At 49.0% G+C, this 25,017-nt stretch carries 12 protein-coding genes; all 12 read right to left on the bottom strand.

What is annotated here, in order from left to right:
• Positions 1-5: 5 nt before the first annotated feature.
• Positions 6-2,048, bottom strand: a complete 2,043-nt coding sequence (gene priA / locus SOW26_RS02735) for a replication restart helicase PriA (protein WP_320651843.1) — start codon at positions 2,046-2,048, stop codon at positions 6-8.
• Positions 2,038-3,534, bottom strand: coding sequence for a UDP-N-acetylmuramoyl-L-alanyl-D-glutamate--2,6-diaminopimelate ligase (locus SOW26_RS02730; protein ID WP_320651842.1), 1,497 nt, complete (start codon positions 3,532-3,534; stop codon positions 2,038-2,040). The genes priA and SOW26_RS02730 overlap by 11 nt, the downstream gene beginning before the upstream one ends.
• 29 nt (positions 3,535-3,563) lie before the next feature.
• The gene (cuyB, locus tag SOW26_RS02725; protein ID WP_276958657.1) at positions 3,564-4,265 is read right to left on the bottom strand and encodes a cysteate racemase; all 702 of its coding nucleotides are present in this window, start codon (positions 4,263-4,265) and stop codon (positions 3,564-3,566) included.
• Between the two features lie 10 nt (positions 4,266-4,275).
• Entirely contained in the window at positions 4,276-5,487 is a 1,212-nt protein-coding gene (locus tag SOW26_RS02720; protein ID WP_276958658.1) for a carboxylate--amine ligase, read from the bottom strand.
• Positions 5,488-5,668: 181 nt separating this feature from the next.
• Positions 5,669-6,556, bottom strand: coding sequence for a YitT family protein (locus tag SOW26_RS02715; RefSeq protein ID WP_276958659.1), 888 nt, complete (start codon positions 6,554-6,556; stop codon positions 5,669-5,671).
• Positions 6,537-7,763: a DNA polymerase Y family protein gene (locus tag SOW26_RS02710; protein ID WP_276958660.1), complete on the bottom strand. Its 1,227-nt coding sequence runs from the start codon at positions 7,761-7,763 to the stop codon at positions 6,537-6,539. Before SOW26_RS02710 ends, SOW26_RS02715 begins: the two co-directional genes overlap by 20 nt.
• A gap of 4 nt (positions 7,764-7,767) precedes the next feature.
• Complete coding sequence (clpB, locus tag SOW26_RS02705; RefSeq protein WP_276958661.1) at positions 7,768-10,347, bottom strand: ATP-dependent chaperone ClpB; 2,580 nt, start codon at positions 10,345-10,347, stop codon at positions 7,768-7,770.
• Positions 10,348-10,434: 87 nt separating this feature from the next.
• A complete protein-coding gene (locus SOW26_RS02700) occupies positions 10,435-15,906 on the bottom strand; it encodes a S8 family serine peptidase (protein ID WP_320651841.1) in 5,472 nt (1,823 codons plus the stop codon).
• Positions 15,907-15,944: 38 nt separating this feature from the next.
• A complete protein-coding gene (locus SOW26_RS02695; RefSeq protein WP_320651840.1) occupies positions 15,945-21,053 on the bottom strand; it encodes a S8 family serine peptidase in 5,109 nt (1,702 codons plus the stop codon).
• Positions 21,054-21,172: 119 nt separating this feature from the next.
• Positions 21,173-23,566: a G5 domain-containing protein gene (locus SOW26_RS02690; protein ID WP_320651839.1), complete on the bottom strand. Its 2,394-nt coding sequence runs from the start codon at positions 23,564-23,566 to the stop codon at positions 21,173-21,175.
• 393 nt (positions 23,567-23,959) lie between these two features.
• Positions 23,960-24,379 carry a MarR family winged helix-turn-helix transcriptional regulator gene (locus SOW26_RS02685; protein WP_320651838.1) on the bottom strand — a complete coding sequence of 140 codons (420 nt, stop codon included), beginning with the start codon at positions 24,377-24,379 and terminating at the stop codon, positions 23,960-23,962.
• A 72-nt stretch (positions 24,380-24,451) separates the two neighbouring features.
• Positions 24,452-24,994 carry a glutathione peroxidase gene (locus SOW26_RS02680; protein ID WP_154478037.1) on the bottom strand — a complete coding sequence of 181 codons (543 nt, stop codon included), beginning with the start codon at positions 24,992-24,994 and terminating at the stop codon, positions 24,452-24,454.
• Between the last annotated feature and the right edge of the window lie 23 nt (positions 24,995-25,017).

The raw sequence follows: 25,017 nt of genomic DNA, 5'->3' as shown, positions 1-25,017 counted from the left end.
CATCACTACAGGAAATTCATAGGATGAAAATCAAATTGTACCTTCACCTCTGAAAATCCTCTGTTTATCTCAATATATGCTTCCGTAAGATCCTTGATCCTTGCCATGTACTTCCGGTCTTTCCCTTTCAGATAGATCACCTTGCGGTAGATATCACTGACTTTTTCCACAGCCGGAACTGCCGGACCGATCACCCGCATCTCTTGTTTCCTGTCTGCCTTTTCCATAAATTTTTTCAGATATACTGCGGCCGTCTGCAGCCGTTCCTTGTCTTTGCCGGAAAGTATCACCGCCGCCAGATGGCTGATGGGAGGATACTCCATCATTTCTCTGTAATACAGTTCTTTTTGGTAAAAGGCTTCATATTGTTGGGTTGCTGCCAACTGGATGCTGTAATGCTCCGGATTGTAGGTCTGTATGATCACCTCTCCTTTTTTTTCGCCCCGGCCGGCTCTGCCCGCCGCCTGTACCAACAGCTGGAACGTCCGCTCCGCCGCCAGATAATCGTCTGCATATAGAGAAAGGTCCGCCGCCAATACCCCTACCAGTGTGACCCCGGAGTAGTCATGTCCCTTTACGATCATCTGCGTTCCCAGTAAAATATCTGCCTCCCCTGCTCCAAACGTTTCCAGGATCCGCCGATGCCCCTCTTTTCCTTTCGTGGAATCCATATCCATCCGCAGCACTCTTGCCTCCGGAAATTCCTTGTGGAGCAGCTCTTCCACCTTCTGTGTCCCTGCCTTAAACCCTCCGATATAAGGAGATCCGCATTTGGGGCAGATGTTTGTTCTGTTCTCCTCGTATCCGCAGTAATGACACACCAGCTTTTTCCCCCGATGTTCGGAAAGAGCCACGTCGCAGTGTCTGCACATGGCCACATATCCGCAGGATCTACAGGACACAAATCCCGCATATCCCCTTCTATTCAAAAACAACATCACCTGTTCTTTTTTTTCAAGCCTTGTTCGGATTCCTTCCAGCAAAAGCCGGCTGAAAATCCCCGTGTGCCCCTCCCTCAGCTCTTCCCGCATATCTACCGTCCGGACAGAGGGCAGTCTTCCTTCCGCCCTGTTTTGCAGGGTCAGTTTTCGGATGGTTCCTTCCTCGCATTGAAAAAAGGTTTCCACAGACGGAGTGGCGGATCCCAGAACAATGCTGGCTCCCTCCAGTTCTCCCCGTTTTCGGGCCACTTCCCGGGCGTGATACCGGGGAACCTGTTCGCTTTTGTAAGTCCCTTCATGCTCCTCGTCCATCACGATCAGTCCCAGATCGGAAAAGGGAGTAAACAGAGCAGACCGGGGGCCTATCATCACCTGTATCTCCCCCTGTTTGACCCTTTCCATCTGATGATACCGCTCTCCGGGAGACATTCTGGAATGCAGGATCGCCACCCGGTCTCCAAATCTTTCGCAGAACCGCAGAGCCGTCTGGTAGGTCAGAGCAATCTCAGGGATCATAACGATCACCTGTTTCCCCTGGGACACTACCGTTTCCATCATGGACAGATACACTTCTGTTTTTCCGCTTCCGGTCACTCCATAAAGCAGGTAGGTGTCTCTTACCCCTTTACAGAATTCTTCCCGGAACAGATCTGCGGCTTCCTGCTGCTCTTTGTTTAGGACCGGTCTCCCTCCCTGCCTCTCGTATTCCTGTTTCTGTCTGGCCGCCTCCTTCTGCTCCAGAAAAAACTGCTCCAGGCTACTGGTTCGGGACCGGGTCTCTTTTTTTACCGGAAGCACCGTTTTCAGCGCCTGGATCATGGTTCCTCCGTACTCCTCTTTGATCCATGCCGCCAGACTGATCAGCCGTGCTTCAATGGACATCCTGCCGGGAGCCGCCTTCTGGATCGCCTTCAACTTTGTACGGTCGTAAGACGGTTCTCTGGAAAACCCGATAATATATCCGTTTTTCGGATGGTTGCCTCTTCCGAAAGGCACTACTACTTCCATCCCAATCTCAAGCATCCCCTCCAGATGAGAGGGGATGCTGTATTGGAAGATCCTGTCTAGTTTTTCATGGGTAATATCTATGATAATATCAGCGTACATACTTCTCCACGATCTCCAGGTCAGACGGATAATCCACATAGACTCCTTTAATCTTCATGGATCCCTCGTGACCCTTTCCTGCAACGATCACCAGTGTCTTGGGATCCGCCTCACAGATCGCCTGACGGATCGCTTCCTGTCTGTCCTCCACGATACGGTAAGGACAGCCCTCTCCCTTCACAAATCCCGCAACCTCTTCCGCGATTTCCCTGGGATCTTCAAAATCCGGTTCATCCGAAGTGAGGATGCACAGATCGGCGTACCGTCCTGCTACCGTTCCCAGTTCCTTCCTTCTTTGCAGCGCTTTTCCTCCGGTACATCCAAACACTGCCGTAATGCTGTGATCCGGAAACTCCTTTTTCATGGAAGAAAACAGGGTTTCAAAGCTCAGCTTGTTGTGCGCGTAATCTACGATCGCCACCAGCTGCCTTTCCCGGTTCCTGAAAATCTCCATCCTGCCCTTTACCTTCGCCGTCTCCAGTCCCTTTCGGATATACTGTGGCGGAATCTGCAGTTCCCGGCATACGGCAACTGCTGCCAGCGCATTGTCCACATTAAACAGTCCCGGCATGGAAAGCGTCAGGACATCCCGGTAGCCTCCCGGTCCCTCCACCGTGAAGCGGCTGCCTGTTTCGGTCTTTTCCACATGGCTTGCTCTGTAGTCCGCTTCCCTTTGAGAGCTGATGGTCACAAGCTTCTCCGCCTGTCTGGCCGCCTCCAGCACCTGCGGCAGATGATCGGTTTCCAGATGGACCACTGCTGTCCTGGTCTGGGCAAACATCTTCCTCTTAGAGGAAAAATAGTCTTCAAAATCTTTGTGTTCGATGGGGCTGATGTGATCCTCCGAAATATTCAGGAACACGCCTACATCAAAGGTCAGCGTGTCCACTCTGTGATACTTCAATGCCTGGGAAGAAACTTCCATGACCAGATATTCCATCCCCGCTTCCCGTCCTTTTTGCAGATACTGTTGCAGTTCTACCGCTTCCGGCGTCGTATTGTGGGCCACCTTCGTTTCTCTTCCATCAAAGTTAAAGATGGAGGACAAAATGCCGCAGGGCGTTTTGCCTTTGTCCCGGCAGTAGGCATCCAGGATCGCTTTCACATAAAAGGATGTTGTGGTTTTTCCCTTGGTTCCGCCGATCCCCAAAAGCCGCATATCCTGTGCCGGATGTCCGAAGTACATATCGGCGATCACCGGCATGACTTTGCGGATGTCCCTTACCAGAATGTAGGGCACCTCCCGTTCCATGGGATAGACCTTTTCGGAAATATAGGCGACCGCTCCTTTTTGGATCGCTTCTTCCAGATATTCCTTCCGAAATTTCTCTCCCTTGCAGATAAACAGCGTTCCTTCCCGGACCTCCCTGGAATTATAGGTCAGATGCCGGATAAGCTCCCCACCTTTTCCCTGCAGGGATTCCTCTGTCTTTTCTCCCAGCCTTTCCACCTTATCTTTGTATTGTGCCAGCGTATAGTTTCTCACTTTTTTCACCCTCTTATCTTCGCTTTGCTCTATCGGTACTCTGCTCCCGATGCCAGGATCGCCTCTCTTACCAGCACGTCCATGGCATCCAGACAGACCGGGGAGGTTCCTTCCTTTTTTTGGAACACGGACAATTCGGTACAGGCAAGGATCACTTTTTCGCATCCTTTCTCCCGGAGATAAGAAAGCGCATTCTCCAGCTTTCTGCCGTCTGGCGTCCTGCCGCCCTTTACGTCCTCATAGATCAGGCTGGTAATCCCCGCCTGCAGATCCTCCGGTACCGTTACAGGTTCTATCCCTGCCATCCGGCATTCTCTGTGGTAGATTCCCGACTGTATGGTCCCTTCCGTTCCCAGGATACCCACCTTGCCTCCCGGCGTCATCTCTTTTGCCGCATATTCTGCACTTTTTCTCACCATATGGAGAATCGGGATCCCTACCTCCCTCTGCACCTGATCCAGAAAATAATGGGAGGTATTGCAGGGAACCGCTATGTGTGCAGCGCCCATATACTCCAGATCCCTGGCGTCTTTGATCAGCGCTTCCAGAATCTCTTTATGATCCCCCGACAGGATGGCTTTTGTCCTGTCCGGCATGGAAGAATGGTTTAGGATCACCATATCCAGGTGATCCTGGTCCCTTTCCGCCACCGTATGCGCTATGATCTCCTGATAAAAGAAGCTGGTAGCTTCCGGTCCCATGCCTCCTATGATTCCTAGCTTTTTCCTCATATTTACCTCATTAGCTGTAATATTTTTTGTATTTTACAAAATGGCTCATATGCGTCCGGAACAGCCGGTACAGTCTTGACAGCTTTCCGTCTCCTTTCATAAATACCGGGTTGACCACCTTCTTTTCCCGGATCAGCCGACGCATGGCCTCTTTGTTTTTTTCTTCTTTTACATAACGAAACGCCACTTTTCGCGGAATCACCATCCACAGATGAGGATCTTTCGACAGCTTCAGCGGCTGCTCCTTTTGATAAACATAATCCTCCACCACATATCTGGCTACATTGAACCCTGATCCAGTCACATAATAGTTGCTTCTTCCCTGTCTGGTGTTGATCTCAAAAAACTTGTATTTTCCGTCTCTGCTGTCGTATTTGATATCAAAATTGGAGAACCCTACATAATGCATATCTTCCAGCAGCTTCTTTGCCTGCTTCATCAAAGTCTCATTCTCTTCCGTAATGATCAGCGCATGATTTCCTCTGGCAATGGGACCGTGCTCCTCCAAAAGCACATGCCCCAGACACATCATGACCACCTGACCTTCCCGGTTGGAATAGGAGGTCAGCACATACATGCTCTCATCACTTCCGGGAATCGTATCCTGGATGATCATAGGACTCTCATAGCCTGCCTCATAGGTCTTTTGGATAGCGGCTTCCAGTTCCTTCCTGTTTTGAATATAGAAGATCTTTTCCTGGCCTTCAAAAGGATGATGCCAGTAGGTCACGCTTTCTGACGGCTTCAGGATCACCGGATAAGAAAACTCCATGGCAAAATCCAGACCCATGTCCGGCGTGTATACAATGGTGTCCGGGTAATCCACTCCATTTTTTTCACACAGGTCATAGAAAAAGTCTTTTCTTTGGAGACGATCCATCATTTCAAAGTCGATATAAGGAACGATCACATTCTCTTTCAACTGCTTCTTATTCTTGCTTAGGAGATTGATATAGGTATCTCCCGCCCCGAAAGCGATCACCTTTTTATCCGGGAATTTTTTCGCCAGTCCGTTCAACGCCGCGATCACCTTCTCGTCCGTCTCGATCTGGGGATCTGCCTGATAGATGGTGATCCTGCTTTCATAGCTGGGCCCGGAAAGATATTTACCGAACACATAGGTCTGCACCTGATATTCTTCGTAAAACGCCCTCGCCACACTGTAGGTATTGATATCCCCTCCGAAAATAACGGGAACAAATTCTCTGTTTTTAAATTCCATGGTTTTTTCCTCACTTTACTCGTTGCGGACATCCGCCTTTTTCCGGAATCTCCTGTTTGAAGCCTTTTGTCCGCAGACAGCTTCCGCTCTTTGTTTACAGGATTTACTCTAGCCTAATCCCCCGGGATTGTCAACCCGAAGGCCGCCCTCCTTTGCCGGCTTCCATTTCTGCTATTCCTGTCTAAAAGTTCAGATCCTTGCTGTCCTCCTTGAACCCTTCTCCCACCACCTCGTTGGATTCCATAATGATGGTAAAGGCCTTGGGATCCACCTTATGCACCGCCTTCTTGATGGTGTACATCTGCTTGTTGTTGCAGGCGCACATGACCACGTCCTTTTCTTCCCCGGAAAAGGTTCCCTGTCCTCTCAGGATGGTAGCTCCTCGCCCGGAACACTCGTCGATCTTTCTTGCGATCTCCCTGCCATGCTCCGTCACGATCAGCGTCATCTTTCCTTCATCGATTCCATACAGGATCCTGTCCATTACAATGGCCATGAGATACGTTACGATCACTCCGTAGATCAACCCGTCTACATCTTTAAACACTACCACCGTTCCTATGACGATGGTGATCACGTCCAGCACAAAGGTGATCAGTCCCAGCGTGATATGGGGCTTCATCTTGCGGATGGCCACGCTGATGAAATCCTGTCCTCCGGTAGAAGAGGCCCGCATAAATACGATAGAATAGCCGATTCCTGCCAAGACTCCCATACAAAGGGCGGCCAAAAGCCGGCTTCCCTGATACACCGGAAACAGAGGCGCCACATAATCCATAATGGCAGAGGTGATCAGCATACTTTTTACCGACTTAAAAAAGAAGGCTTTTCCCAGATACCTGTAACAAAAGATCGATACCGGCACATTTAAGAGCAGGGTCGCCGCTCCCACCGGAATCTTCCAAAGGTGGTACATCACAATGGCCAGTCCCGAAAATCCCGCCACAGGGAAATTGGCCCGCAGGGCAAAATTATAGATTCCTGCCGCAATAAAAATCCCCGCCAGGATATCTACCCCAATATCTATTCCCAGCTCCTTCCAGTCTATGCTACCGATTCCTCTCTTCATATATCTCTTCCCCTCTCTTTCCTGTTCTTCGAAATCCTTTTGCAAGAACCTGTTCCCCATATGTTTTCTGAAGCTTTTTCATATCTTTTTCCAGCCGTTCCCGCTGCGGGCTTCGCCAGACCTCCCGCTCAAACAGGCTCATCTGCCTGGGCTCCCTCCCGCTGACCAGCTTCATGCTCCGGACTCCCAGAAGCCGCACCGGTTTCCCGTTCCACCGTTCCAAAAACAGCTCCGTCGCCGCCTTATAAAGAACCATGGGATCGTCCGTTGCCGTTTCCAAAGGCTTCTGATGGGAGCTGGTCTCAAAATTATAATACTTGATCTCTACGCTAAGAGCCAGCGCCTTTTGTCCTGCCCCGGACAGCCGTTTCCCGACTTTGCGGGAAAGGCTTAAGAGTACCGGAAATAATTCCTCCTGCGTCTTCAGGTCTTTCGGGAGGGTCACGGAGTTTCCGATCCCCTTGGCTGCCTGTCTTTCTGTCTGTAGCGGCGACGTATCCACTCCATTGGCAAACTCCCACAGTCTGCGCCCATGGCTTTTCAGATGGGATTCCAGAAGCACCGGATCCGCCTGCGCCAGCTGACCGATGGTAGAAATCTCCAGCTTTTTCAATACTTCCGTACTGGCTCTTCCCGCCATAAACAGCTCTCTTACAGAAAGCTTCCACATTTTCTTTTGGATCTCCTCCGGAAACAGCGTATGCACCTTGTCCGGCTTTTCAAAGTCCGACGCCATCTTTGCCAGAAGCTTGTTGGTGGACACTCCCACATTTACCGTAAATCCGAAGGTTTCTTTTACCCTGTCTTTCAAAAAGGCGGCTGCTTCCACCGGCGTTTCAAAGCCTTCCGAAAACTCCGTTGCATCCAGATAACACTCGTCAATGCTGACCGGTTCCAGATCCGAAATAAACTCCTGCAAAAAGGACATCAGTTTCCGGCTGTAGCGTCTGTAGGTTTCATGATCCGGTGCAACCGTCCGCAGATCCGGACACTTACGAAAGGCATTCACCACAGGTTCCCCTGTGTGAATGCCGTATTTCCTGGCAGGAAGGGATTTGGCCAGTACCACTCCATGTCTGGTGCTCTGATCGCCCCCTACAATGGAAGGGACTTCTCGCAAGTCCACTTCTTCCCCTTTTTTCAGTTCCTCCAGTGCACTCCAGCTAAGAAATGCAGAATTTACATCCACGTGAAATATGATTGACACGGTCCTATCTCCTTGCCACTAGCCTGCCGTCTTCCTCATCAATGACAATGACTTCTTCTGCTCCGATCTCTCCCTGGAGCATCAGTCTGGCCGCCAGAGTCTCTACATGTTTCTGCAGATACCGTTTCAATGGTCTTGCGCCGTAGTTGGGATCATATCCTCCCTCTACAATGCACTGCTTTGCCTGCGGAGTCAGTCGGATAGAGATCTCTTTTTCCTTTAATCTGTCATTTACATCTTTGATCAACAAGTCAATAATGTCATAAATCATCTCCTTCGTCAATGGCTTAAAGAGGATCACCTCATCCAGACGGTTTAAAAATTCCGGTCGGAAATGCAGACGCAGCTCTTCCATAACCGCCTGTTCACTCTCCTTTTTCAGAGTGCCTGCTTCATCGATCCCTTCTAACAGATAGGTAGAGCCGATATTGGACGTCATGATCAGGATCGTATTTTTAAAGTCCACCGTTCTTCCCTGGGAATCTGTGATCCGGCCGTCGTCCAGCACCTGCAGCAGTACATGGAATACATCCGGATGCGCCTTTTCCACCTCGTCAAACAGTACCACTGAATATGGTTTTCTCCGGACAGCCTCTGTCAGCTGACCTCCTTCATCATATCCCACATATCCCGGAGGCGCTCCGATCAGTCTGGATACCGAATGCTTCTCCATGTATTCGCTCATATCAATCCGAACCATGTTTGCTTCGTCGTCAAACAGGCTTTGGGCCAGCGCCTTGGCAAGCTCTGTTTTTCCCACACCGGTAGGCCCCAGAAACAGGAAGGATCCAATCGGCTTGGAGGGATCCTTGATCCCCGCCTTGGACCGCAGGATGGCTTCTGTCACCAGGGTCACTCCTTCTTCCTGTCCGATCACTCTTTTGTGCAGTTCGTCCGCCAGATGGAGGATCTTGTTTCTTTCACTCTCATTTAACCGCTCTACCGGGATCCCTGTCCATCTGGATACGATCCTTCCGATCTCTTCGTCGGTCACACATTCGTGTACCAGGGTTTCTTCATCCTCCCGGGTTCTTTCCTCTTCCTCCCGCAGTTCTTTTTCCAGCTGAGGAAGCCGTCCGTACTGAAGCTGCGCCGCCTTTTCCAGATCGTAGGTATTCCTTGCTTTTTCGATCTCCTGATTTACCTGCTCGATCTCTTCCCTCAGCTTCTGGACTTTTCCGATAGCCTGCTTCTCGTTATCCCATTTTGCCTTTTTTCCTGCAAACTCTTCTTTCAGCTGCGCCAGCTCTTTCTGCAGAATCTCCAGTCTTTCCTTACTTAACCGGTCTTCCTCTTTTTTCAGCGCCGCTTCTTCGATCTCCAGCTGCATGATCTTTCGCTGCAACTCATCCAGCTCCGCAGGCATAGAATCCAACTCCGTCTTGATCAGGGCGCAGGCCTCGTCTACCAGATCGATGGCCTTGTCCGGCAAAAACCGATCTGAAATGTAACGGTGGGACAATACGGCGGCCGCCACCAGCGCCCCGTCCGTGATCTTGACCCCATGGAACACTTCGTACCGTTCCTTCAGCCCTCTCAGAATAGAGATAGCGTCCTCCACCGTAGGTTCATCCACCATGACAGGCTGGAATCTTCTTTCCAGCGCCGCATCTTTTTCAATGTACTGTCTGTATTCATCCAGTGTGGTGGCTCCGATACAGTGCAGCTCTCCCCTTGCCAGCATTGGCTTTAGCATATTGCCGGCATCCATGGCGCCGTCCGTCTTTCCGGCTCCCACTATGGTATGCAGCTCATCAATAAACAGGAGGATCCTTCCTTCGCTTCCTTTGACTTCTTCCAGCACCGCCTTCAGACGTTCCTCAAATTCTCCCCTGTATTTGGCTCCCGCTACCAGTGCCCCCAGATCCAGGGAAAAGATGGTTTTATCTTTTAGTGCTTCCGGCACGTCTCCTCTGACGATCCTCTGCGCCAGACCTTCTACCACCGCCGTCTTTCCGACTCCCGGCTCTCCGATCAATACCGGATTGTTTTTCGTCTTTCTGGACAGGATCCGGATCAGATGACGGATCTCGCCATCCCGCCCGATCACAGGATCCAGCACCTGCTCTCTTGCCTTTTCCACCAGATCCTGCCCATATTTATTCAGACTGTCATAGGTATCTTCCGGATGATCGCTGGTCACCTTTTGATTCCCCCGCACTGTAGCCAGAACCTTCAGAAAATCGTCTTTTTTGATTCCCAGTGCTTTCAGCACCTCTTTTGCATCTCCCGCTTCATACTTCAGCAAGGACAAAAACAGGTGCTCTACCGACACATAGCTGTCTCCCATCTGTCTGGCCTCATCCTCGCCGTGGATCAGCGTCTTATTCAGATGCTGCCCGATATAAGGGTTTCCTCCCTGTACCTTCGGCCGTCTGGCAAGTGCTTCCTGGATCTTTTGCACCGCCAGCTCTCTTGCGATCCCCATCTTTTGCAGTAACTTCTGGATCAGGCTGTCCTCCTGCGTGATCAACGCCCACAGCAAATGGATCTGCTCGATTTCCTGATGCCCGTATTCTAATGCAGCTTTCTCACAGCCTTGAACGGCTTCCATTGATTTTTGCGTAAACTTATTTATATTCATCATTGTTTCCTCCTTTTTCGCTTGTTCTATTCGGAGTATAACAACTTTTGTTAGCAAAGTCAATAGTTGAGTGCTAATATTTTATGGTTACAACCGTTCCTCCTTCTTTTTTCTTTTTGACCATCCGAAAACCGCTCCGATACCTGACAGTATAAAAAGTGCCAGATTTCCTGCAACAGCGTCTCTGTCCCCTGTTTTCACTCCTTTCTTTTTGTGTGTTAGCTCTGTAGGCCCTGCGGGGATTTCCTTTTCTGTCTTTTTGTTTTTCTCCTTTGGCTGTTCTGTAGGCTGTACCGTCTCTCCCGGCTTCACCTCTGTCCCTGGATTGGGGTTAGGCTCCGGCTTTGGCTCCGGTTTGGGCTCCGGTTTAGGCTCTGGTTTAGGCTCTGGTTTAGGCTCCGGCTTTGGCTCCGGTTCCGGTTTTTTCCCGTTCAGTCCGTTTTTGGCAGCTGTGATCTTCAAAAGGATCGACAACATTTGTTGATCGTCTCCTCCTTGTTTTAAAGCCGCCTCCCCTTCCTGGATCGCTTTTTCATACGCTGTCTGCAAGGCTTTTTCTGCATAAATATACGCCTCCGTTTCTCTGACGGTTTCTGCCTCCTTCACCATTTTTTCCAGGGATTTCCCTGTTTCTGATAATTCCTTCTGGAGTTCTCCATCCAGTTCCTTTTTGGCCAGTTCGATCCGTTCTGCAAGCGCATCGACAGCCGTCTGATCCTTCTCTTCCTTTTTCAACAGTTCTTCTGCTTCCCGAATCGCATCATCATACGCTTTTCTTTTCTCCTCTGCAGATGCGCCGGTATATCTTCCGCCGGCCCGCACCTGTTCTGCCTCAGACTCCAAATACTTTAATTTTGTAAGCTGTACCGGCGCCGATTTTCCCTCTTTCACCCGGATTTCCAAATCTGCCTGAAGCTGTTTTGGATTGCTCAACCCGTCATTTTCCAACGTAGTCAGTTTTCCCCGGATGTGATAAGTTCCTGTCTTATCCACCTGATAATTTTTTTCAAACTCGATCCATTCAGGCGTCACCTTGTGAAACGGCTTTCTTTCTCCCTTTTCCATCACATCGGTCCATACGGTGACATATTGCGGAATCGCCTCTGCCCACTCATCCTCTATGGGATTTTCTTCTACTCCCGTTTCAATATATATGGGCATCACTTCCGTAATGGGGCACACCAGCTTTACCTCTGCCTCCTGATATTGGTCAGGATCTTTTATTTCAACAGAAGGAGTTCCTTCCACAACGATTCCCTTTGGCAGCTGTTCCACCTGAATCGTATAGGTTCCCATCGCCACCTCTCCTATGAATGGACGCACATGCTTCTTCGACGGATCATAGGTACAACTGTACTTCTCTTCGCCATTTTGGTATAGCTTGATCAGCAGCTTCTCTCCCAGATCCAGTTGAGGATCGCCCGTCTTTATCTTGAAAAATACACCCTTTCCAATTTTGGGATCTTCTGAAGGATGCTTCTTTTTCTTGAAAACAAACCGAACGGTCTGTACTTTCTGATCTTCCCGCAGGACGACGCTTGCTTTTTCGGGCTCTGCCTGATATCCGTCCGGTATGCGGACCGGATATACTTCGTACTCTCCTGTGGTCAGTTCATTTTTCCCATGCTTTTGTTTTTTCTCCACATGCAAAAATTCATAGGAAACTGTGTGTGTGGATCCGTCTTCAAATACGGTTTCCGGTATGATCTGATAATCACTTTTTTGTTCTGCTTCGATGGCCAGCTCCATCCCCCACATATATAAGGAATTCACATCTATCGTCTCTTTTTTCGCTCCGTAACGCTTGACTACCCCGGCAAATCCTTCCGCCAGATTTTCTATTTCAATCCGGTATGTTCCATAAGGTACCTGTTCCAACTCAAATGTATTTTTGGCGTCATTTCTTTCCAGACGATATTTTGTGTCTCCGTCTTTCACATCCACTGCCCACACTGTCAGATCCTTATAATTGGGATAGCGCATTTTGCTGGCTTCCTCCAGCTTCAGTTTGATCTCTCCCGCTTTCAGCTCCCGGAATACCAGATCTACCTGCGTCGTTTCTCCCCGCTTTATAGAAAACGGGATATCCTGTGTATTGACAAGCTTGGCAACTCCTCCGCTCTTGTCCACCAGCTTAAAGGGAGTGATGGCCTGCGCCTGTAAAATGTACTCTCCCTCTGGCAGCCTGTCTTTTCGGATCATCTCGATCTGCGGATTTTCCTTTCGCAGAATCCGGTACTCAAATCTCGGCGTCCCTGCTCCTTCCAGCGTGGGATGAATCTTAACTTCTCCCATCCCCTCTTCTTTGTGCGCCAGATGATGCAGGCTGTCTGTGACACTGTTAAATCCGTTGTCTGTGACTGACAACTCCACACTTTCCGGATAGACTCCCTCCGGAAGTTTTACCGCATACCCGTCTGCCTTCTTTTCATAATTCAGTTCTTTTCGTTTCCCGTTCTGCTGATAGAACAGCTTTAACTCCTGAATTCCGGATCCCTCTTCTTTTATTCGGAAAGTCCACGTCCCATCCGCATGACTCAGATCTACGATCTCCGGCGCCTTGGTATCCAGGATCACTTTATATGCATATTCCTGCTCTTTATATGCACTTCCGTCCTTCTTTGTTCCGCTTGCCTTTGCCTTGAATTTCAAAAAATAAGTCCCGTCTTCATAGGCTTCTCCCGTTTTCTTTACCCCTGAAAATTTCCAGGTATTGTGTGTGTCCGCTAAAACCAGACCCGGTATCGTCGGCCTGACGCAAGCTTTATATCCCAGATCATACGGCGTATTTTGCTGGGTATAGTGGCTTAACTTCTCCAGTTCTTTTCCCGCTGTTTCTCCTTCCGCTTCACAAAGATAGAACTCCGGATCTACGTAATTTCTCAGGAAGATTCCGTAAAACTGCAGAAAATCTCCTTTTCCATCCTGATTGGGGGACAACGTCAGCGGAAGAAACTCCCGTTCCTTTATGTCAAACGTTCCCTTTGTCCCTGCAATGATCTCTTTTTGATCCAGGTTCGTTTTAAAATGTGTAAACTCTGCCGGTCCCAGGATCGGATCATACCAGAACGGTTTCTTTTGTCCATCGTCATACACCCTGTCATAAATAGCCGGCTCCAGAACCGGCAGTTCCTCCCAGCTCCCTTTGAATCCGGCAAATGGTATGGAGACCGTCGCTTCCTTTCCTGTCACATCTTCAAATACCACAAAGCCTTCTACAAAATATCCATTGGGCATTTCCGCACTCAGATCTGCCGCATACGGACCAATATCTACCGAAACAGCAACATCCTTCGTATTTTTCGCCGGAATCTCTACCTCCTCCAGTTCTTTCTCATACAGCTTTTTAGGCTTTAAGGTAAACTTTCCTTCTGCCGTCTGATCTGTATTTACATAAATTTTTCCACGATACTTTAACGGCTCCTGGGAAAGATTTTTCAGCCGAACCCCAAAGTCAAACTTTTCTCCCACATCCTTTAAGATCACAGAGCAGTTTCGGCTGTCTTTTTCCGTGTTTGACACGACCACCTTGGTGTTCACTGCTTTTTGCAGCTTCATAACGCCTGCGCCCTGATGTCTGGGAGAAACCAATACACTTTCCTTCCCTTCTTCTGCCATGGCTTTTGGCTCTGCTGTGCTCATTAAGATCTGCTTTGTCAGGCTGACTCTCTCTGTCTGACTCAGATCCGGAAACTCTTCGTCCACACGCTGTTTGATCAGTGCAAATCCGGCTGCCACATGTGGAGTGGCCATGGACGTTCCGCTTTTAAATCCGTATTCGTTCTGAAACACCGTGGAATAGATATCCCCTCCCGGCGCTGTGATTTCCGGCTTAAATGTTCCTTCGTCTGAAAGCCCCCAGCTGGAAAAATCAGAGATCCCGCCCCCATCTGCTTTTACAATATCAAAGACCTCGTCCGGAAAGCTGATCTTTACGCCTGCAGGATATCCCTTGATCTCTTCCAGCATGGACTCTCCCGCAGCTCTGGATACTTTTACGATGGGGAATCCTTCATACACGGCAATAAACAGCTGGAACTGTTCATTCCCGCCTTCTTCGTCATTGTAAACCAGGATTCCCTTTGCGCCCTTGTGTTTTAATTTCCGCACAGACGCCGCATTTACCTGCGCCGACTTTTCCAGCAGAACCATTTTTCCCTGCACCGTATCCGGCGCTGCTCCTCCTGTTGCCAGCGTCTTCATATCTTCTCCGGATAACTGCGTCAGATCATATTTTTCATCCCCCAGTGCAAGTCTGTTGGAATTGGAATTAAACGCATACGAATACTGTCTTTTATGTACGGTGGCATCATCTGTGTAAAGGCAGATCTGTCCTCCATAAGATACACTGTTCTCCACCGATGCTACCGCAAAACTTTTGTCCGCTACCGCAGGCGTATCGACTGTGCTGTAATCCGGATTGAATACGCTGGGTTTTAAGTGATCCAGACTTCCCACCGCCCCTTCGTTCCCGGCCGCTATCGCCAAAATACACCCTGCTTCTCCTGCCGTCTTTATGACTTCTCCCATTTCCCGATTTGCATTTGTCACCTTTCCGGCATACTCTCCCAAAGACAGGTTGACCGCCGTGGCTCCCAGCTTCACAGCATCTTCGATCGCCGGAGTATAATTTTTGATCAGCTCATCATCTTCTGTGGCAATATTCATGATCAAAAGCTGTGCATCCGGTGCGATTCCCCGCGCCTTTGTCGCATTTTTGTCCGGCATCCTGATTTCCGTGGCTCCGATGATGCCTGCAATGTGCTGTCCGTGGTCTATCTTGGTCTTGACATTGGTTCCTCCCCCGTCTGCATAGTTGCAAACGTAGGGGAATTTTGCGTTAATATATCCTCCCCGGTTCTTTTGCTTTCCCTTCAGAAACTGATCCACTTTTTCTTTCGTCAGTTTTCCGCTGAATCCTTCCGGAATCTGAAAGGCCTTGTGTTCTACATCCGCTCCGCTGTCCACAATGGCTATGATCTGGTTCTTTCCTGAATATTTTGAATAAATCTGTGAAGATTCTATGGTGATCAGACTGTTTGCCATTCTATTCTTGGCTCTGGCTGCCTTTTTTCCGCCCTTTGCCGCTTTATACTGGGAGGCAATTTCTATATGGCGTACTTCTTTCATTTTTGCAATTTCTTTTGCGTTTTCATAAGTAGTTTTTGCCCGAAATCCGACAGACAAAAGATCCAGCGTGTACAGCACCTGGAAGGGTTTCAGTCTTTTTTCCAGTCGTTGGACCATTTGCTGATTGATCCTATCCCCATACGCACTTTTCTTTTTTCTGCCTTCCTCCGTCGTCAGATCGAAATCCCCCTCTTCTGCCTCCTTTGTAAAAGCTTTCTCCTCCAGTCTGACAAAAATTTCTACCTCTTCTTTTTCGTCGATCTTTCCTTTCGTCTGCTCTTCCAGTTTTGTTAAATTGACAGATGCTTCTTTTACTTCTGCTCTTCCCTGGTTCTTTTCCTTCTCTGCTGCTCTTACAGACGTTGGAACCGCCAAAGACACTCCCATTACAACCGCTAATCCCCAGCACACGATTCTTTTGATTTTCACAACTTCACCTCTCCTTTTTTTCGGCATACATCTGCCTCTTATCCCTTCCCCTGCTTTTCTTTTCGGATATTCTTTCTCCGTAATAAAAGCATTGCCATTAACATCCCGCTTCCCAAAAATACTGCCAGATACTGCCTTTTTGGTCTCTCGCCGTAAGTTTTTGCCGCCTTTTTCCGATTCTCTGATCCTTCTCTTCCTCCTTCTCCCTCCTTCCTTTTTCCGGCTGCTTCTTCTATTGCTTTGGCATTTGTCCCGCTGTTTTTTCCTGCTAAGATCTCCGGTGTCCCCGGCTGCGTCGAGGTATCCGGCTGGATCGGAGTATCCGGCTGGACCGGGGCATCCGGCTGGATCGGAGTATCCGGCTGGATCGGAACATCCGGCTTTGTTTCTTTTATAAATGCAAGATACACTTCCGTTTCCGTATCTTTTTCCACCACGATCTTCCCGTCTTCGGCTATCTTCCATGTGGTTTCCGCCATCTGATCTTCCGACGGCTTGTCAATGATCTCTGTTCCTTCCGGGGCTTTCCCCTGTGTCCCTGCCTTTTCTGCCGTCTCTGCTCTGCCCTGTTCTTCTGCCGGTTTCAGATCCTCCGGCTGTCCTTCCTCATATTCCAACGTTTCCGGACCTTCTTCTTGTGCCCTTCCATCCTCTTTTCGGATCCCGGAATTATCCGCTTCTGCCGAGACTTTAGATTTCGGAATCTTTTGATAGATCGTCAGCTTCCATTCCCCTTTTTCTTTTAACGTTATCTGGTAAGTTCCCCGGGAAAGCTTTTGCTGTTCTCCCTTTCCTCCCCGGTAAAGATACTCGGTTTCCTCCTGACTTTGAAGATTTTTAAACACAAGACAGATCGGTTTCTCCCAGGACCTATATGCATTGGTTTCATGCTCTGACAGCCTGACAGTTCCGGTTTCCGGCTGTGGCTCCTGCTTTTTCTGAAAGGAAAACAACACGGTTTCATGATCCAAGGTCGTATCATCCACGCGAATCTGTCCGTTTTCTCCCGATTCCATCCGAAACACATAGCCGTCCACCTTTGCATCCACCTGATAGACCCCATAGGGAAGGGTCACCAGATAGTCCTTTGACTGCCCGTAGGTATGTGTAATGGTCTGTTTCGTCCGGATCTCCGTAAAGACAAAGGAAATAGGCTGTTCCCTTGTATATCCGGTATATTCATTGGAAAATGCCGGCTGTATCCAAACCTTTCCCTGTTTTTGAGGCTTTGGGTTTGGATCCGGATCTGGATCCGGCTGTGGTGTCGGCGCTTCCCCTTCCTGAAAGGTAAAGACTGCCGTTTCATGATCCATACTTTTATCCACCCGGATCTGGTTCTCTTCTACCACTTCCAGCTTCATCCAATACCCCGTTACCCTGGCCTCCACCCGGTAGGTTCCGTAAGGAACCTTTACCAGATAATCTTTGTTCCCGCCATAGCTGTGGGTGATCACTTCTTTCGTCTCCGTGTTGGTAAAGGTAAACAAAATAGGATTTTCGGCAGAATACTGATGGAACCTGTTGTATGCAGACGGCCACAGCCAGATCTTTCCCGGTCTGTCTCCCGGCGTTACCGGCGGATCAGGCTCAGGCGTCCCCTCTTTCTCATAATATACGCGCACACTTACGTCTCCCAGATAGCCTTGTTTTTCCTCTATGTGGATGGGATTTTTTTCTATTCTTGCCTGCCAGCCGGCTGCTACCTCTTCCGCCTCCAGCCGGTAGTCTCCCTCCGTCACCTTCCCATGATACAGATTGGTGATCAGTGAGGATTCCGTATCCTGTTCCAGATAGATCTCTTTTTTGGTATCCTGATGGATCAGCTTTAACCGGATAGGACCTGTATAGCTCTCTTTTCCTTCTGCCTTCTGGATTCCATGCACATATGCCCGTACCGTAAAGTATCTGATTTTTTGAAATGTCCGTTTCAATATGACGGTAGGAGCCTCCTCTGGTATGGTTACCTCTTCTTCTCCCGCCTCCAGCACTCTGTACTGGTCATCCTTTACCGTCGTAACCACCTTGTAGGTTTCCCCTTTTTTCAGTCGATGTCCGTCTGCCTTCCGGCCATCTTTGTCATAGATCGTCACCTCATAGGCGGGAATCTTCCCCTTTCCCTGCAGGGCTGTCCGGATCAGGATCTGCCCTGTGGCATCGTCACGTATGGAATCTTCTATAGGATACTCATAAACATTATTAGCCCAGTCCTCTACCCTCAGATACGCGTCTTTTTCTGTTGTTTCCTTCGGAAGAGTGCAACTGTATCTCCCCTCTTTTTCTTCTGTCGGTATCCAGTTCTTTTTTCCGTCTTTTTCAAAAAATACCTTTACACTCCTGACGCCTGACAGCTCTTCTTTGATCTTCTCTACGGTAAAGGTCCTTGTTTTTTCCTCATACCGGCTTTTTTCTATTTCCGGCATGACCGTGTCTACTATCAAGGGAAATGTCAATGTCTGCAGATCTGCCGCCTTTGACAGAGGTCTTACCTGCACCCGGAACAGATACTTTCCATCCGGCGCCTTTTGTCCGCTTCCGACTATCGTTCCGTCCCATCTCCAATCTGCGCCGGAGGTTACTTTTTTATTATCCGGATTATTCCCAAAATAGTTTTTAATGCCTTTTTTTCCCTGGTTGCTTCGATACAGCGGCTGCGCTTCTCCCTCTGCATACACCTCCACCTGCATATCCTGATAGGATCTTAGGAACATCCCATAAAATCGGGCATAATCATTCCTTCCGTCTCCATTAGGGGAGATGGCCAGATGAGAATCCTCATAGAAGGGCGTCGGATGCGCACCTTTCCCTCTTCCCAACACCAGGAACTCCCCGTCCGCCATGGTAGACAGATGGGTAAACAAATACTCCGGCGCCCCATAGTCCTTCGACTCTTTTTCTTCTTTTTTGTCTTCTACATACAAGGGCGTTTTCCCCTCCCGCAGCAGCTGGTAAACGGAAGGTTCCAGCACCGCCAAATTATCCCAGTCTCCCACAAATCCGGAAAAAGGAATGCTGATCGCCGTGTCTTCCTCTGATTCCAGCAATAAAAATCCATCCAGATAGTTGCCGTTTGGCGTCTGCGGAAACGGCAACGCCGTCAGGTCGATCTCCTTTTGGATCACTGCCTTTTCCCCCGGCTTTACCTGATACGCTCCTGCATCTATCTCTCCCAGTTTCACCGGCGTCATGGAAAATCTTCCGTCCTTTACAGAATCCGTCGTCAGATAGATTTTCGCCTTGTAATGCACTTCTCTGTCTGAGATGTTTTCCAACGTAACCCGGATGTCGGCTTTGTCCTTGAGATTTCCCAGCGCAAGACTCCCTACGCCCTTTTCTCCATAGGCAATGACCGGTGTATACAGAGCATTGTACAGATTTAGCACACCTGCCCCCTGCTGTCTGGGGGAAGACAGGACCCCTTCTTTGTTTTGGTGCGGAACCGCTGTGTTCATCAGAAGGTTTTTTAGAAACACCTGCTTCTCTTCTGCCGTTTTTTCCGGGTACTGCTCTGCCACTCTTCTGGACAAAACAGCCAAAGCTCCTGCTACATGCGGAGATGCCATGCTGGTCCCGGACATCACCCCATAGGTCGCATCATTCAGCGTGGAATAAATATTTCCTCCCGGGGCGGTAATATCCGGTTTTAGTCCGCCCTCCGCACTGATTCCCCAGCTGCTGAACTCCGACAGCTTCCCTTTCGCCGGATTCTGGGTCTCGATCACCTCGGAAGACAGACGCAGCCATTTGCCGGGATGCTCTTTTAAATACCTGCCATCCTCATAGGAGATCATGGAAGATACTACCGGATTCTGTTCTACGTCCATGCCTACCAGGCTGCCACCTTCTTCCTGTGTATTGTAGATCAGTATAAAATCGGCTCCCTTTTCTTTGGCATTGGCGATCTTTTCTCGAAAAGGAATCTTTCCTCTGGCGATCAATGCGATCTTCCCCTCCAGGGAAAGCCCCGCCACATCTTCCTTTCTCCCCAGACCTGCATCCACCACTTCCCGATATTCCCGGTACAGCTGTTCCTTGTTTGCATGTCTTTCTTCGTTGTATACATTTCCATGAATGATTGCCCGGTCCTCTCCCTTTACCTCCAGATAGGACTCGTATGCCGTAGTATTTTCCAAAGATGCAACTGTCAGAGCGTTTGGGTCCACCCCCGGCATAGCCGTCACTCCGTAGTCCGGGAACCGGATATCCGGCTGCTTTACACCCCATCCGAAATATCCGTCATTTCCTCCGGCGATCGCCACGGGAATTCCCCTTTTTCTTGCCGCCAGGATCGCCCGTTCCACTGCGGGATCCTGCAAGGCCAGAGCCCCTCCTCCTGTTCCCAGGCTCATGTTGACTCCATCCGCTCCCAGAAGCACCGCATCCTCCAGCGCCCTGATATACGAAGAGGACTCTGCTCCCTTCTTTTTCCCAAACACCTTCATGATAGCCAACTGCGTATTTGGCGCAACGCCTTTTGCTCTGGCTTTTGTTTCCGCTTCCGGGTTTGCCCCAATGATCCCTGCCACATGCATGCCATGGGATTCTTTTTTATTTTCTTTCACCTCTGTCGTTCCGGAGGCATAGTCATAAGCAAAGGGAATCTTCTCACTAACGTATTTTCCGGACAATCCCTTTTCTTTGATCAGGGTCTCTGCCTGTTCCCTACCAAGCTTTCCTTTCACGTCTTTATCCAAGCGAAAATCCGGATGCTGTACATCTGCTCCGGAGTCGATCACTGCAATCAGCATCCCTCTGCCGTCATATTCACCGGGAATCCTGTTTTTTGCGATCAACAGGTTGCTTGCCGCATCCCGCGCCTTCCTTCTGGCTTTCTTTTTCAGCTCTTCTTCCTGATAAAGCTTCTCCCGGCTGATCTGTTCCACCTCCGGAAATCCGGATATCTCTTCCGCCTCTGACTGACTCAGCCGCAGCTTGCATCCGGAAAACAGGACGTTGTATTCTTCCTCCGGCTTTTCTACCCCCATCTGTTGAAGCTTCTCTAAAAATGTATGCATCTGCCCCGCCGGATCCTGCGTCTCCTTTAATATGACCAGATATCCCGGCTGTGCCGCCTTTGTCCGGACAGGCATCCCCAGAAGCAGCAAAACTACTGCCACCAGGATCCCCCAGCCTTTTCCTTTCTTCTTCATGTTCCTTTTTGCGGGATTTCCGTCATTTTAAGACGGCTCCTGCTTTCCTCCCTGTTGATTTTCTCCGGGAAAAAAGCACAGAAAAGCTCTCTTTCGCCTCTGTGCTTTTTCCCTATCCGTTATCTGCTTCGCACCCATACTCCGGCAGCATTTACATAATCATTGCCAATCCAGCGATTTGCAGCCATGGCCCCGTTTCCTTCCAGATAGTACCAGTTATTTCCGTCTTTTACCCAACCGATTTTCATAGCTCCGCTTCCTTCCAGGTAATACCAGCTGCCTCCGTCTTTTATCCAGCCGGTCTTCATGGCTCCGCTTCCTTCCAGGTAATACCAATTGCCTCCGTCTTTTATCCAGCCGGTCTTCATGGCTCCGCTTCCCTCCAGGTAATACCAATTGCTTCCGTCTTTTACCCAGCCAGTTTTCATGGCTCCGCTTCCTTCCAGATAATACCAGTTGCTTCCGTCTTTTACCCAGCCGGTTTTCATGGCTCCGCTTCCCTCCAGGTAATACCAGTTGCTTCCGTCTTTTACCCAACCGGTCTTCATGGCTCCGTCTTTTCCCAGAAAATACCACTGTCCCCCATCTTCAATCCATCCGGTTGCCTTTTCCCCGTCTGCCTTCCGATAATACCAAAGGCCTTTCTCTTGCTTCCATCCGGCTTTCTCTTTGGGTTTTTTCTTCGTTCCGATGCGAACCACCCGGTCTGTGGGCTCGGTCATCTGTTCCTCCGACACCACTTCTTCTCCTACTTTTTGCCCATCTACCATGGTATAGGTTCGAGTGCGAAAGCGCTTGCCCGGTTTTCCCTCGCGCTTCGTTTTCTTTTCTCCCTCATACAGGGTGTCGTCCTTGACCTCTTTTGTCTTAAACGGAAGTTCCTCCAGAACCTCTTCTTTGGTCACTGTTTCGATTCCCTCCGGTGTGTAGGTGATCAGTGGATTGCTGTAAGAGCTGTTTTCAATCTGTATCTCATAGGTTTTTCCCTGTTCAAACAACAGTTTTCCATTTTCCATCAAAGTCTTGCGGATCCGGCCATCCGGCGTAAACAGTCCATCCTTTGATTCTTCGATTTTTTCTGCTTCCTGAATGGTGTATTCCCTGAATTCCTGCTGCCCTGCTTCTCTTATTTTCACTTTTGGATAGCTGCCCCAGGTTTTTCCCAGGTACTTGCTCACCGGAAACGTTTCACTGGCAGATACCATCTGATCTTTCTCCATGAAAAATACCGGTGTAACCTGAAATGTTTTCTCAATGTCCTCATAGGTCTCCGATACGTCCTTCAGCAACAGTCTGTATTCTCCTATCGCCGGTCTGGTAAACAGATTGCTGTTTTCGGAAAAGTAGGTTCCTGTGCTCTCGTATCGGAAGGGTACCTTTTGTCCATCCGGTCCTGTGATCTCCTTTACCTGAAATCTGGAATCGGGTACCTGACTCCCGTCTATCACAAATTTCGTCCGGTCTGCAAAAGGAGCCGACGCAGGCTCCAGCCTGATCTGGTCTGCCGCAATCTTTTTTCTGGGAAGAGACGTTCCTGTCGCCGTATAAGAAAACGTCAGGGGACTGTATTTATCTGTTAAAATGGTAATGTCGTAGGTCTTTCCCTGTTCAAATACCTTTTTCTCCCCACTCTTCGTGATGGTTTCATTCACAAAGCCATCTCCCCGGAATACATATTTCCCTGCTCTTGAATAATAGCTGTCTCCATACGAACCCCCTGCTTCCTGTACTTTTACACTGGAAATATCTCCCACCAGCGCCAACACATCCACCGTATCAGAGATCAGTTTTCCCCCTTCCAGCTTTACAGAAGGAGATACCGTCAGTGTAATGGTAATGTCCTGATAAAGACCGTTTTTATCCTGGAACACGATTCTTTGCTTCTGTCCCGGCTTCGCTTTTTTCAGGATATATTCTGTTCCGGTAAAACTTCCTTTTTCATTGGCATAATAGGTTTCTCTCTCTTCCTGCCCTTCCAGGGTGATATACTCCTTTGCCACCTGAAAGTTGCTGTTGGCAGGAACGGTTTCCGTATGCAAAGGAAACGTCACTTCCTTATCCCAACCCTTGGTGTCCTGTACCGGCTGCAGATAATTTCCGGTTTCTCCCGTCTGCGTTTCTTGTCCCAGCGCCTGTATCACGCCTCGTTTTATGGCATCTCCACTTAAGGTCGCTCCGCTTGTAGCGTCTGCCATATCTATCTGCCGGATCTCTTCCAGCGTTTTTCCCTGAAATGCGGCTACACTTTTCTCATAGGCCAACGTCCAACGATCCTTATCATATCCGGTGATCGAGCTTCCATCTTCCCTGGAAGCCCCCTTATCAAGAATCCCCAGTACCTGCCCGGTGGTCTCCTCATACCGGACTGTCAGATCCGCATAATATCCCCTGGTTTCCACCAGCGTCTTTATTTCTTTCCTTTTTTCTGCCGCCTCCGCAGTCATCCCATATCCCAAACTTCCGGTAGCCACCGACACTGCCAGCACCCCGGCAAACACACTTCTTTTTTTCACTTTGTCTCCTCCCTGATGTTGATTTTTTTGCCTGACAGAAAGTTCTTTCTCCCGGCATCCAGCAAAGCTGGAATTGTTATTTTGATACTGATTCTCATTTTCTATAAAATTGTATCGAAAGTCTTTTCGCTTGTCAATGCATTTTTTATTTGATGACGCAGTTATTTTTACAAAAACGGCTTCCCTGAGATCGACGAAGGGACAAGCCAAATCGACTTGTCCCTTTTTTCAATCCTCAAACATATTCTTTTAAACTATCCGTATCTCTGTTTTCGCTCTCGGAAAGTATTTTTTCTTACACCCTGTCTATCTGCACTCAGAGATGTTGTGCGACCCCCAGAGATCCTTTCAGATTCCCGACTCGTCCAGACACTTCCAAAACAGGCTGCTTTTCTATGTTTCCAATATCTGATACAGCAGATGGTACAACTGCCCTGCCTCTTTCTCAGACAGCTGTACGCAGTTTCCCACTTTGGCCGGGATTTCCCTGACTTTCTCCTTCAGCTCTCGTCCCTGCTCTGTCAGCGAGACAATCACACTTCTTTCATCCTCTCTGCTCCGCCTTCGGACAAGATGTCCCAGTTCTTCCATTTTTTTCAGCAGAGGAGTCAGCGTCCCATTATCCAGCTTCAGCTTTTTTCCGATCTCACTGACCGAAAGTCCATCCCTCTCCCACAGTACCAGAAATACGAGATACTGAGTGTAAGTCAGTCTCAGCGGCTTTAAAAAAGGCGTATAAAGCCCCGTCACTTTTCTTGCCGCCGCATACAAGGGAAAGCACAGCTGATGCTCCAGCTTCAATGCCTCTTCCACTAGGGAATCCTCTTTTTTTTGTTGTCCTGTTTTCTCTGATGTGTCCTGCTTTTTCATGTGATCTCCTGCCAGCTAGATCAGTTCTTCCACTGCCGCTTCCACTTTTTTCATGTCGTAGGTAGGTTCAAAACGCGCTACCACTTTGCCTTCTCTGTCCACCAGAAACTTGGTGAAATTCCATTTGATCGCCGGATTGTTTTTATAATCTTTATCAATCGTCTTTAACATGGCGCTCATCATCATTGCCTTGGGTCCTTTTCCAAAGCCTTCAAAGCCCTTCTCCTGTTTCAGATACGTGTACAAAGGAAGCTCCTTCTCTCCGTTGACATCTGATTTCTTCATCTGGGGAAACCGGGTGTTGTAGTTCAGTGTACAGAATTCATGGATCTCTTCATCCGTGCCCGGAGTCTGTCCCGCAAACTGGTTACAGGGGATATCAATGATCTCCAGCCCTTTGTCATGGAATTTTTCGTACATCGCCTCCAGTTCCTTGTATTGTGGGGTAAATCCACAGCCTGTCGCTGTATTTACAATTAAAAGGACTTTGCCCTGATACTCCTTCAGTGAAACCTCCTGATTCTCTGCCGTTGTGACTGTCTGTTCATAAATACTCATATCGATCCTTCCTTTCTTTTTAT

This window comes from Suipraeoptans intestinalis (assembly GCF_034091795.1).
Classification (GTDB): Bacteria; Bacillota; Clostridia; order Lachnospirales; family Lachnospiraceae; genus Suipraeoptans; species Suipraeoptans intestinalis.
Note: the sequence above shows the minus strand (reverse complement) of the source record. Positions and strands in the feature narration are given on the sequence as shown.